We start from the raw sequence: 12,330 nt of genomic DNA, 5'->3' as shown, positions 1-12,330 counted from the left end.
AATTGAAAGGTGATACCCGTGCAAAAAATAAACACAATAACTTTGGCAATCGCACTTGCTTGTTCGTTGCCTAGTATTGCTCAAGAGTCTTTAGCAGATCAAAGCAATAGTAACGAGGTTAAAAAAAATGACACTGCATTAGAAGTTATATCGGTAACGGCGACTAAGCGTAAAACAAGGTTAATGGAAACACCCGTCGCAATTACAGCGTTAACATCGGCACAATTAAAACAAAGTGGTGTTAATAATATAAGGGATATAGCAAATCTTGTACCTGGGCTTGATATATCAACGGCAACAGATCAATCAGCACCAGTTATATCTATGCGAGGCGTGCGCTCTACCAATATTACTGAACTTGGCGACCCTGCTGTTGGCGTGCATTTAGATGGAATTTATTCACCAAGAATGCAAGGTGCTTTAGCATTAATGTACGATGTTGAGCGTATTGAAGCACTACGTGGACCACAAGGTACGCTGTTTGGCAGAAATTCGACCGTTGGTAGCATTAATGTTATTTCTGCAAAACCTGATTTTACTGATGATTATGGTAGTGTAACGTTAGAAGCGGGCAAATATAATACACGCAGTGCGGAAGGTTTTTATAACTTTTCAGTTAGCGACGATTTTGCGGTCCGTATTGCAGCTAAAGGGTTAAAACGTGATTCTTATTTGGAAGGTTATTACGATCCTAACCAATACGATACTCGCAGATTAAGTGATGCAGTACTAAATACAGACGTTATTTCACAAGATTCATATCAAAACATTGGCAGTACACTTACTCAACGAGAGAATTGGTGGATAGATGCAGCTGGTACCAACCCAGAGTCGCAGCAAGTTCGCGCGTTAACAGAAGCTGACAAATCAGATTTTTATAATAGTGCTAATGAGTATTCATTTAGAGTAAGTACGTTATGGTCGCCTTTAGATGGTAATTTCACCAACCATACCGTATTTCAAAAATATGTTAACGACAGTGGTAATAATGTTGATTTGGTAAACTGCGATAAATTACGAGGTCGCCCAACAGAGTACGGTGGCGATTGTTCAAACTTTTTACCTTCAGATAATACATATCAAGCGGTTGTGAATGTACCCGGTGAACTTAAATTAGATATAACGTATTTACGTAACACTCTTAATTATGCATTAACAGACGATCTTGATTTAGTGTGGTTAGTGGGCTTTGAAGACATGGAGCGCTCCTCAAAGCAAGATAGCGAAGCGGGTTTAGATGTTTGGGATGGTGCAACTTATTTTTTAGACGGTACTGGCGCTAAATCTTATTCTACAGAGCTGCAACTACAATCATCAGATATGACTGACCTTACTTGGATTGTGGGCGTTAACTATTTTCACGAAAAAACCACAACGCTCGGGTATTACGATAATCCAATGGACGATAAAGTATTTTGGGATCAACCTGATAGATCAACCGATGCATTCGCATTTTTTGCACAAGCTACGTATAAAATAACCCCCAAACTGCACGCCACACTGGGATATCGCTTTAGTGATGAAACAAAAGAAGATAAAGGCGGGCGCTCTTATCGTTGCTCAAATGCAGATGGCTGCGCGCCGGGTTGGTTTAATCGTACTGATTTAAATAACTTGCCAGCAGATTACTTTGAAGATCCTACTATTTACGCATCATTTTTTGAAAATGACAACAAAGGCAGTTGGACGCACCATGACTTTAGAGTGGGTTTAGATTACGACTTGAGCCCCGATACAATGCTTTATACTTATTTAGCAAGCGGCTTTAAAGCCGGTGGTATTGGCGATGTGTTTGAAGTAGTAAACGATAGAACCTCTGAAGTAAATCGATTCGAAACGCAATTTGATCCAGAAGAAGTATTAACATGGGAAATAGGCGCTAAATCGAGTTTTTTTGATAACTCGTTAAATCTACAAGCTGCATTTTTCTACACAGATTACACAGACATGCAGTATGCATCTGTTGGTTCTATTGGTAACGTTGAGCGTCTTTCTGCTGTCGAGGATGATGATGGCAGGCCTATTTTGGATGGCTCAGGAAACCCTGTATTAGATTACATAAATCAGCCTGTTATAGCGTATTACACACAAAATGTACCTGGTTCTACTATTAAAGGAATTGAGCTCGAATTTGATTGGAAGCCATATCCAAATGGTCGAATTACGGGATATGTAACCTGGACAGAGGCTCAAGTAACAGACGACTGGTTTACAAAGTGGGATTACGATGCTGAGTATTTATTTGATATTTCTTATGAGGACTCACTCAATCCTGAAAATCCTTTGTTACAAACTAATTTAAAAGGCAATGACTTGGCGATGACGCCTAAATTTACCGCTAATTTAAGTTACACGCATAGTTTTGATTTTGGTGAATACGGGTTTATACACAGCTGGTTTAATGTAAGTTGGAAAGATAAATCATATTCAACAGTTTGGAACGTTGATAAACACCTCGATGATATGGAGTTTGCCATCTCTGATGAAGCCACGCGTTATATAGATGACTCCCGTGATAGCTTTGCAATGTTTAATGCCTCTTTAAAATATGAACCGCAAAGCCAAAAATGGTTTGCAGAAGCGTTCATTAGTAACGCCAGTGACGAAACTGTTCAGCATTGGAACAGTACCTCTAAAGGCTTTGCTAAAGGCAGTTTTGGTATGCCTAGGTACTATGGTGCAAAAGTAGGGTTTAACTTTTAACCTATAGTGTCAAATATAGTATTAAAACGTACGTCCTGTGCTTTAAGCTGTTGTGTAATTGCAGTATTTGACGTGCATTTAAATCTTAATAGAGATCATTAAATATGTATAAAAAAATAGTCGTATTCATTTTACTAAGTGCGTTGTTAGTACCTGATGTACTAGCTAATAGTTTTAAAGATAATTTTACATGGGGTTTTGATTCATCAATATGGACACCCAGATCAGGCGATAATGGCAGCCCATTTGGCTGTACATTTGAACCAGGTCTAATCTCACCAAGCTCACATGGCATAACACTGGTAGTTGATAACAACAAATGTGCTGAGCTACAAAGTACAAATACGATAACCTATGGCAAAGTACAAGGAGCATTAAAAACAGGGAATACCCCAGGGACTGTATCATCTATTTTTACCTATACCTCATGGTTTGATGAGCCAGGACGGGCTTGGCAAGAAATTGATATTGAATTTTTACCTTCACTTGGCAATGTCGTTCATACCAATATTATTTATCAGCCAAATGGCGGGGTATATCAAAGTTGGGAAGAAGATATTGATTTAGCACAGTTTGGAGTAAACATTCAAAATGAGTTAGTAGAAATAGGATTTGAGTGGAGTGTAAATCAAATACGCTGGTTTATTTATAATAGCCAAGGTACAGAGCAAACAATTCGCGTTATGTATAAAGACAATGGTGATGGCAATTTAACAAATAACGAAATTCCTGCTTATGCATGGCCGGTTGATAACACCAAGTTGATGATTAATCACTGGCATGGTGATAACTCAGAGCAAGCTTATTATTTTCCAGGTCAGTATTATCAAAGCTCTGCTTGGGCATACTATGACTTCATTCAGTACACGGCTAACTAATTAAGCTCACTTTGTCGTTCTACAGTACTTTGTTTAATAGATCACTACATTAAACGTTGTGTGGTTCGTTATTTTATTACGGCTAATTAACCTGAACTCTGGATAATAAACCTATCTCGAGCAGCTATTTTCAGTGCTAACTGCGTTAAATTTACTTGCAATAGGCCAGCTATTGACGTGTAAATTCGCCTTGTTTTAACTGAAAATCGCTGGTTAGAGAAAATAAATTTAAATATCACCCTAATTCAATATGTTAGTAAATCTCTTAACTAGGGTTCAGGTTAATTACATAAAATCGCAAGGAAGCGTTTTTCGTAATAATGTTAGCACGAATGGCTAACAGCATTAAAAATCAAGTTATAAAAACTCTAAGGATCCCTAAATGCTTACTATTAATCGTCGTTTTTGGCGAAATACTTTTCCTGCTTTGTTAAGCGTATGTACTTTAAGCGTTAGCGTAATGGCTACAGAATCAGTAGATTGGCCAATGGTTAATACGCAATTAAAGCCTAATCTATCGGTTGAGCACCAAATTGATGAGCTTATGGCGACAATGAGTATTGAGCAAAAAGTAGCACAATTAATTCAACCAGAAATAAGCTATCTCAGCGTTAAAAAAATGCGAAAGTATGGCTTTGGCTCATATTTAAATGGCGGTAATTCAGCACCATACGGCAATAAAACCGCAGATTCAAAAACGTGGTTACGCTTTGCTGATGAAATGTATTTAGCCTCAATTGATAGCTCGCAAGACCAAAGCACAATACCCACTATTTGGGGCACAGATGCTATGCATGGCCATAGTAATGTATATGGTGCAACGTTGTTTCCTCACAATATTGGTTTAGGTGCAGCTAACGATGCAGAATTAATAAAAAAAATTGGCAAAGCAACAGCAAAAGAAGTTTCAGTAACCGGTATTGAATGGAGTTTTGCACCCACAGTTGCTGTAGTAAGAGATGATAGGTGGGGACGTACTTACGAAAGTTATTCAGAAGACCCTGATATAGTTAAACGTTACGCAAGTGCTATGGTGTCAGGTTTACAAGGTGATATAAACGACGATTTTTTAAATGGTTATCATCGTATTGCTACGGCAAAACACTTTGTGGGTGATGGCGGCACCGAAAACGGTATAGATAGAGGAAATACTGTGATTGATGAAAAAACACTGAGAGATATTCACGCGGCGGGTTATTTTTCGGCGATTGAATCAGGTGTGCAATCAGTCATGGCCTCGTTTAATAGTTGGAATTCAAGACGAGTTCACGGCAGTAAATATTTATTAACGACTGTACTGAAGAAAAAAATGGGGTTTGATGGATTTGTTGTAAGTGATTGGAATGCGCATAAATTTGTAAAAGGATGCGATCTTGAACAATGTGCCGGTGCATTTAATGCAGGTGTCGATGTAATGATGGTGCCAGAACACTATGAGGCATTTTATCACAATACAGTTAAGCAAGTTAAGCAAGGCGATATAAAGCTTGAGCGAATAAATGACGCGGTTAGGCGTTTTCTTCGCGCAAAAGTGCGTTGGGGATTATTTATCAAGGATAAGCCATCGAGTCGTGCAGAATCTAAAAATACAGACTGGTTAAATGCCCCAGAGCATAAAGCTTTGGCACGTGAGGCGGTTAGAAAGTCTTTAGTATTATTGAAAAATAATACACTAAAAAATAATCAAAATGTGTTACCAATATCTCCGCGTAGCAAAATATTAGTGACAGGTAATGGCGCACATAATATTGCCAAACAAGCGGGTGGTTGGAGCGTATCATGGCAAGGAACGGATAATACCAATGCAGATTTTCCAAATGCAGTGTCTATTTTTGATGGTTTAAAAGAACAAGTACTTGCCGCTGGTGGTGAAATTGAATTATCGCAAAATGCACAATTTAAGCAAAAACCCGATATAGCAATAGTCGTGTTTGGCGAAGAGCCTTACGCCGAGTGGTTTGGCGACATACAAGGGCTTGAATATCAGCAAGATAATAAAAAAGATCTCGTTTTATTAAAATCGCTGCAAGCACAAAACATTCCGGTAGTGAGTGTATTTATAAGCGGTCGTCCGCTTTGGGTAAATAAAGAGATAAATGCGTCGGATGCGTTTGTAGCCGCATGGTTACCGGGCTCACAAGGGCAAGGTGTTGCTGACGTTTTACTTTTAGATAAAAACGATGCTGTTAAATACGACTTTACAGGTAAATTAAGTTTTTCGTGGCCAAAATTTGACGACCAATTTATTCTCAATAAAGGCGATAAAAACTACGATCCTTTATTTGCTTATGGTTATGGACTTAGTTATAAAGAACCTAAAAGTGTAAAAAAACTATCAGAAAAAACCAGTCCAAAAGCTAATGAAAGTGACAGCCAAGGCACCTCATTTTTTGTTAGAAACTTAGCACCTAACGTTCGCTGGGCGTTATCAGACCAAACTCAAACCAACATGATGACTAAAAGCTCATCAGCCATGAGCGCCGACGGCAAAAGTATTTCTATGCAATCGGTTAACTTAGCTTATCAAGAAGATGGCAGACAGTTTGTTTGGAATAATACACAAGAGATTGCCATAGTGAGTTTACGTTTTGAACAAGCAACGACAGAGTTTAAAGACGTTGATAAACAGTTCATACAATTTGATATACGCGTTGATGATGTGCAATCGGATGTTGTTGAGCTTCGCGCAATGTGTGGGGAACAAGTATGTTTGACTAAAATAAGTCTAATGACTCAACTTACCCAGTTAAAAAATAAAGGCTGGCAAACTGTCGCTATAAAGTTGGGATGTAGTGCAGCGCAAACAAAGATGAACGAAGTCACTGAAATACTTAGTATTAATGCTCAGCATCCACTCAATTTAGCAATTGCGAATGTTGCGTTAGTGAAAGCGACACAGAGTAATAGCCTTATTATAGGCTGTAATGATTTATAAACTTTAATCGGGTTTAATACCTGTTTTCATTTTATTAGGATAGATGTGAAATTAGAATCTCGGCGTTATTTATTTTGGGCTTTTCAGTTGAGTGGTTGGGGGATTTATGCGCTTTTAACTGAAATAATGATAAAGCTACCTAGTAACGAGCCTTGGCAAATTCATATTCCGCATTTGTTACTCGACACCTTATGCGGGCTTTTCATAACGCTTGGTTTAAGGAAGTGTTATTTGTTCGCAAGAACAAAATCGGCAAACATAAGTATTCCACTGCATGTTTCAGCGCTGTTGATTGCAAGTATAGTGTGGACCGCTTTTAAATGGGCTGCTTTGCAGTGGTTTTATGGCCATTGGTGGTCAGCGATGAGTTGGTTTGACTTTGGCACCTGGAGTACGGCGTCACTTACTATGTTAGCAACATGGACGGGGCTTATTTTGGTATTACATCTTACCTTGATAACCAAGCGCAAAAACAAAAAGCTGCTGTTGCTCTTAACTTAGCAAACGAAGCACAGCTTAAAATGCTGCGTTATCAGTTAAATCCTCATTTTATGTTTAATAGCATTAACGCAATTTGTACGTTAATACTAAAAAAAGATAATATGCATGCAGTTGATATGCTTGAAAAACTATGCGATTTATTACGGTATAGTTTGTACACCGATCCGCTTGCTAAAATAACAGTGCACGAAGAAGTACAAATATTAAATACCTATCTTGATATAGAGCAATGCCGTTTTGGTAATAAGCTGAATGTAAACATTATTACCGAATCTCACTGCGATGACTTTTTAATTCCTTCTATGCTTATTCAGCCTTTAGTTGAAAACGCTTTAAAGCATGGAATGGATCAAGCTCAAAACATAACAATAACGCTAAGAATAGAGCAAAAGAATAATACGTTGTCTATTTCTGTTTTAGATACAGGCAAAGGTTTTAACACAAATACTAATTCTCAAAGAGGAATAGGCTTAAAAAATTGTGAACAACGATTAAGCTTAATTTATCCTCAAAATAATAAATTTAAAACAGGTAACAACGAACTGGGCGGAGCGTGGGTTAATATGGCAATTCCACTTGAGCGTACACAGGAGAATATGCATGCAGCTAAAAACACTGATAGTTGATGATGAGTACAGTGCTATAGAAGGGTTGATGATAAGGCTTGAAAGCTTTCCTCAAATAGATGTTATTGGTCATGCTAATAGTGTAGATGACGCCGTAAGTATTATAAATAAAACCCAACCAAACCTTATTTTTTTAGATATAGAAATGCCTGAAAAATCAGGCTTTGAGTTAGTTAAATACTTTATTGGGAATTATTGCCCTGCTGTTATTTTTGTTACAGCTTTTCATCAGCATGCAGTGCAAGCTTTTGAAGTTAAGGCGGTAGATTATTTGCTCAAGCCGGTTAAATTGCAGCGCTTAGGTGAAGCTATTGAGCGCGCAAGTGAACGTTTAAGCAGTGTGGTTAACAAGCAGCAATTACTTGAAATGCGCGAAAGTTATTTGAACGCGCAGCAACCAAAACTCACCAACTCAACAAAAATTGAAACGTTAGTTGAGGCTAATAACTTAATTATACAAGATGGTCGAAACCCTATACAACTTGTACCTTACAACGATATTTTATGTATAGATGCAGCAGGTGATTATATGTGTGTACATACTCAACAAGAAACATTTGTGATGCGAGCTCGAATGAAAAGTCTCGAAAAAGATACACTCCCAGCTGATTTTGTACGCATACATAAATCAGCTATCGTAAATCTGAAGCATGTAAAGCGTTTAGAACCTCTGCGAAATAGTGAGTACAATGCTATTTTAAAAAATGATAAATCTATGAAAGTAAGCCGTACTTACAGCAAAGAACTAAAAAGTCGATTACTTAATAACTCTGGTTACTTATTATCACAGAGTTTGAATTAGAAATAATGGTTTCAGTGGCAATTATATTGCTCAATTATTTTATCTTCTTCATTCTCTGGTTCAAGAATGAAGCTAAACCAGTAGCAGATAGACGAAGTGATGAAAAAGCAGAACTGCACGTCCTGGTTATAAAAATAAAAGGGTTTAATGAATAAAGCCTCGCTACAAAGGTTTTATTGGATAGGTAAATAATTTAAAACTTGAATTCAAGAGTTCTAATGATTGGGAGTTAGTAATGAATATTGATGAAAATAAAATAGATGAAGCTGCATTAGCGTTGATGTATCTCACATTACATGAGCACAATCGAGCTTGGAAGCAAGTTGATTGGGAAGTAACCAACCGGTTGTTTGAAAAAGGTTTAATCTGTAACCCTATTGGTAAAGCTAAATCTATCGTATTAACGGATGATGGGCTTAAACAATGTGAAATGTTATTTAATAAGTTATTTGTAAAAAATGAGCCCTAAAGTTTACAATTAAATTAACTTGAGCCTCTGGCAATTAATAGCGGCGGTAATAAAGTGCTTTGCACTTCTTCCCCGCGTATGAGTTTTAATAAATTTTCAACTAGCATTTGTCCTGCAACCGTCGTATTTTGCTCTATGGTCGTAAGTGGTGGGTTTACATAGCTCGCAATAGCAATGTTATCAAAGCCGACAACAGCTACGTCTTTAGGTACCTTGATATTTGCTTCTTTAAGCGCTCGTATTGCGCCAATGGCGATTAAATCGCTTGCAGCGAATAAGGCGTTAAACTTTATATTATTAGCAATAAGGGAGCGGGTGGCGTGATATCCAGATTCTTCTGTAGATATAGCGTTGGCCATCTTTCTTTCGTTTATTGTTACTTTATTAGCAAGTAGCTCATCTTTGAAGCCTTGAAAGCGTGCAAAAAATTCTGGACTATGATCTGAAGCATCACCTATAAACGCACAATCGCTACGATTATGTGCAATAAAATGGGCTGCAGCTTGCTTACCTCCACCATAGTTATCACAGCATACGGTTAGATCAGGGCGGTTATCAACCGTTGCTCCCCAACATACAAATTTAGTATTTTGTTCAAGTAGGCTTTTAAACTTTGGTTGAAAGTCGATGTAATCACCATAACCTAATAAAATGATGCCATCAGCTCTGTGGCTATCTTCGTAGTCAGCTTGCCAATCAGCACTAGCAGATTGAAATGAAACTAATAAGTCATAGCCTTCTTTAGCGCACGCGCGAGTTATGCTACCTAGCATAGCCAAAAAAAATGGATTAATTTGTGAGTCATCTGAGGTTGGGTCTTCAAATAATAACAACGCGAGTGTACTACTTTGTTGCGTGCGAAGATTACTGGCATTTTTATCTACTTTGTAGTTAAGTTGTTTGGCTACATCGTGAACACGTTTGCGTGTTTCTTCATTAACCAGAGGGCTATTACGTAAAGCACGAGAAACGGTTGATTGAGACACTCCAGCATAGTGGGCAATGTCGAATGAAGTAGCTTTACCTTTCATTGTTACAACTTAATTAAAGTAATAAATAATTGTGCCATTCTCGTTTATTAATGGATTTTTTCAAGCTTTTTATGGTTAAAGGCATTTATTTATTGATTTGACCATGACACCGGTGTCATAATGTGGGCGTTTTATCATTTTGTTGTCAAAACGTATTGGCTGTCTATATTCTTATAGGCAGCATTTTTACTGTGATAGCTGCTTTAGGGTGATAGCCTAAAGTAAATAAATACCAATGGTTTACCGTTGTAGAATAATAAGCATTAATCGCTTAAACAAAAGAGATAACACCATGAGCTTACACGCTTCTACCAAATTTGATCCTATCCTAGTTGCTGATGTCGGCGGCACCAATGCTCGTTTTGCTCTAATTACAGCTTTTGACGAGGCAAAAAACCAATTTATTATAGAGCATAACAACACATTTCCCAGTGCTGATTTTGGTTCGCTTGAAAATGCATTAGAGCGTTACTTATCAACCATCTCTCATATTAAACCTAAACGCGCATGTTTAGCAGTTGCAGGCCCTATAAAAGCAGGGCAAGTGCATTTAACTAATTTAGGCTGGCATTTTAGTGTTAACGAATTTAAACAACATTTTAATTTAGAAAAATTAGATGTTATTAACGATTTTGCTGCTTTTGCGTATGCGTCGCCTTATTTAGATCCTCTGCAAAATGTGACTGTGAAATCAGGACAAGCTGATGAAAATGCAAATATTGGTGTAATGGGCCCCGGTACTGGCTTTGGTGCTGCGTGTTTGGTAAGAACAGCTCACTCTACGTCAGTATTAAGTTCTGAAGGTGGTCATATATCGCTTGCGGCGGTTAACGAATTAGATACCGCACTAATTACAGAACTCAGAAAAGAGCATCAGCATGTATCTGTAGAAACCGTATTTTCTGGTCCAGGCATTACACATTTATACAAAGCAATGGCTGCAGTTAAAGGTGTTACTGCAAAAAACCTTGATGCGGCGCAAATTAGTAGCTTAGCTAATAGTGGTGAGTGTGAAGTGTGCGATGCAACTCTCAATCAATTTTGTGATTGGATAGGCAGCGTGGCAGGTGATTTAGCATTGGCTTATGGCGCATTAGGTGGTTTGTTTATTGGTGGTGGTATTTTGCCTCGCATGCAATCTCGTTTACTTGAAAGTCGTTTTGTTGAACGTTTTTCGCAAAAGGGTATTATGTCGCAATATACAGGGCAAATTCCCGTAACGCTTGTAACGCAAGATAACATCCCGTTAATTGGTGCCGCAGCATGTTTGCACAACAGTAAATAAGGTCGTTTCCTTGTTTGCATTTGGAAAATAGAGTGATGAAAAAAGTAACAATCAACAGCGTAGCAAGCCATGCTGGTGTTTCTAAAAAAACGGTATCACGCGTTTTAAATAACGAACCTAATGTTAGTGTGGCTACGCGTGAAAAGGTGCTTGCAGTATTCAAAGAGCTTGATTATACCCCAAATCCAATAGCACGTGGGCTTGCTCAAAATCGCAGTTTTATCATCGGTTGCCTCTACGATAACCCAAGTAAAAGTTACATTACGCGAGTGCAAACAGGTGCGCTAGCTGCTTGCCAAGAGAATAATTACAACCTTTTAATTCACCCTTGTGAATTTAGAGGTGAAGCTCTTATCAACAATATTGAGCAATTATTACAAACATCACGGTTAGATGGAATTGTTCTGACGCCACCATTTGGTGATTTTGCTGAGTTGGTTAATTTTTTAAAATCAAAAAAAATTCCTTATGCCAGAGTGGCATCAGCAATATTAGAAGATGATTCAATCTCTGTGCGCAGTAATGATGAGCAAGGTGCATTTGAAGTAACAGAACATTTGATAAGCCTTGGTCATAAGTCAATTGCTTTTATCAAGGGGCATCCAGATCATAGTGCTACGCAACAACGATTTAAAGGTTACAGACGTTCGCTTGCCAGCCATGGTATAGAATTTAACGAACGCCTAGTAGAGGAGGGTAACTTTAGTTATCACTCTGGTGTGGATAGCGCGCGTAGCATTTTAGATTTGTCACCAAGGCCAACAGCTGTATTTGCTTCAAACGATTACATGGCTGCAGCAGTACTTAAATTAGCAACTCAGCGTCAATTAAGAGTGCCTGATGATATTTCAATAGCAGGGTTTGATAATGCACCGATTGCACGCCATATTTGGCCAGGATTAACAACAATTGCACAACCTGTTGAGGAAATGACTAAGCAGGCTGTTACTCAACTTATTTCTCATATAGCACAGCCTCAAGATGAGCCATTTCAGGTAATTCTTGAATCTCGTTTGATCACACGTGAATCAACAGCTCAAGTTAAAAAATAGTCTAAATTTTTTTCACAGTAGCCCGAATATGAGTGACGCATATTTGGG

10 protein-coding genes are annotated in these 12,330 nt (G+C 38.1%); 9 read left to right on the top strand and 1 reads right to left on the bottom strand.

Translation table 11 applies throughout. The features are described 5' to 3' along the window. The first annotated feature begins 18 nt into the window (after nt 1–18). The 7 genes from D172_RS09825 to D172_RS09800 all read left to right on the top strand — a co-directional run bounded on the left by D172_RS09825 (nt 19) and on the right by D172_RS09800 (nt 8,914). Entirely contained in the window at nt 19–2,703 is a 2,685-nt protein-coding gene (locus tag D172_RS09825) for a TonB-dependent receptor (protein WP_007375370.1), read from the top strand. Nucleotides 2,704–2,807: 104 nt separating this feature from the next. Beyond that, nucleotides 2,808–3,581 carry a family 16 glycosylhydrolase gene (locus D172_RS09820; RefSeq protein ID WP_007375369.1) on the top strand — a complete coding sequence of 258 codons (774 nt, stop codon included), beginning with the start codon at nt 2,808–2,810 and terminating at the stop codon, nt 3,579–3,581. A 382-nt stretch (nt 3,582–3,963) separates the two neighbouring features. Continuing rightward, complete coding sequence (locus tag D172_RS09815; protein WP_007375368.1) at nt 3,964–6,516, top strand: glycoside hydrolase family 3 protein; 2,553 nt, start codon at nt 3,964–3,966, stop codon at nt 6,514–6,516. 45 nt (nt 6,517–6,561) lie between these two features. Next, nucleotides 6,562–7,017 carry a hypothetical protein gene (locus D172_RS21715; RefSeq protein WP_237113671.1) on the top strand — a complete coding sequence of 152 codons (456 nt, stop codon included), beginning with the start codon at nt 6,562–6,564 and terminating at the stop codon, nt 7,015–7,017. Then, a complete protein-coding gene (locus D172_RS09810; protein ID WP_237113670.1) occupies nt 6,936–7,643 on the top strand; it encodes a sensor histidine kinase in 708 nt (235 codons plus the stop codon). Before D172_RS21715 ends, D172_RS09810 begins: the two co-directional genes overlap by 82 nt. Next, the gene (locus D172_RS09805; RefSeq protein WP_007375366.1) at nt 7,618–8,445 is read left to right on the top strand and encodes a LytR/AlgR family response regulator transcription factor; all 828 of its coding nucleotides are present in this window, start codon (nt 7,618–7,620) and stop codon (nt 8,443–8,445) included. Before D172_RS09810 ends, D172_RS09805 begins: the two co-directional genes overlap by 26 nt. Nucleotides 8,446–8,680: 235 nt before the next feature. Beyond that, nucleotides 8,681–8,914 (top strand): DUF6429 family protein, encoded by a 234-nt coding sequence (locus D172_RS09800; protein WP_007375365.1) that lies wholly within the window; start codon nt 8,681–8,683, stop codon nt 8,912–8,914. A 14-nt stretch (nt 8,915–8,928) separates the two neighbouring features. Here D172_RS09800 and D172_RS09795 read toward each other — a convergent pair whose 3' ends face one another. Then, nucleotides 8,929–9,945 carry a LacI family DNA-binding transcriptional regulator gene (locus tag D172_RS09795; protein ID WP_007375364.1) on the bottom strand — a complete coding sequence of 339 codons (1,017 nt, stop codon included), beginning with the start codon at nt 9,943–9,945 and terminating at the stop codon, nt 8,929–8,931. Between the two features lie 292 nt (nt 9,946–10,237). Here D172_RS09795 and glk point away from each other — a divergent pair, with 292 nt between their 5' ends. After that, on the top strand, nt 10,238–11,230 hold the full coding sequence (gene glk / locus D172_RS09790; RefSeq protein WP_007375363.1) for a glucokinase: 993 nt from the start codon (nt 10,238–10,240) through the stop codon (nt 11,228–11,230). A 35-nt stretch (nt 11,231–11,265) separates the two neighbouring features. Then, a complete protein-coding gene (locus tag D172_RS09785) occupies nt 11,266–12,282 on the top strand; it encodes a LacI family DNA-binding transcriptional regulator (protein WP_007375362.1) in 1,017 nt (338 codons plus the stop codon). The last annotated feature ends 48 nt before the right edge of the window (nt 12,283–12,330 follow it).

This window comes from Pseudoalteromonas sp. Bsw20308, from assembly GCF_000310105.2.
In the GTDB taxonomy this organism is placed as follows: Bacteria; Pseudomonadota; Gammaproteobacteria; order Enterobacterales; family Alteromonadaceae; genus Pseudoalteromonas; species Pseudoalteromonas fuliginea.
The sequence above is the reverse complement of the archived record's forward strand: the minus strand, read 5'-3'. Positions and strand labels throughout refer to the sequence as shown.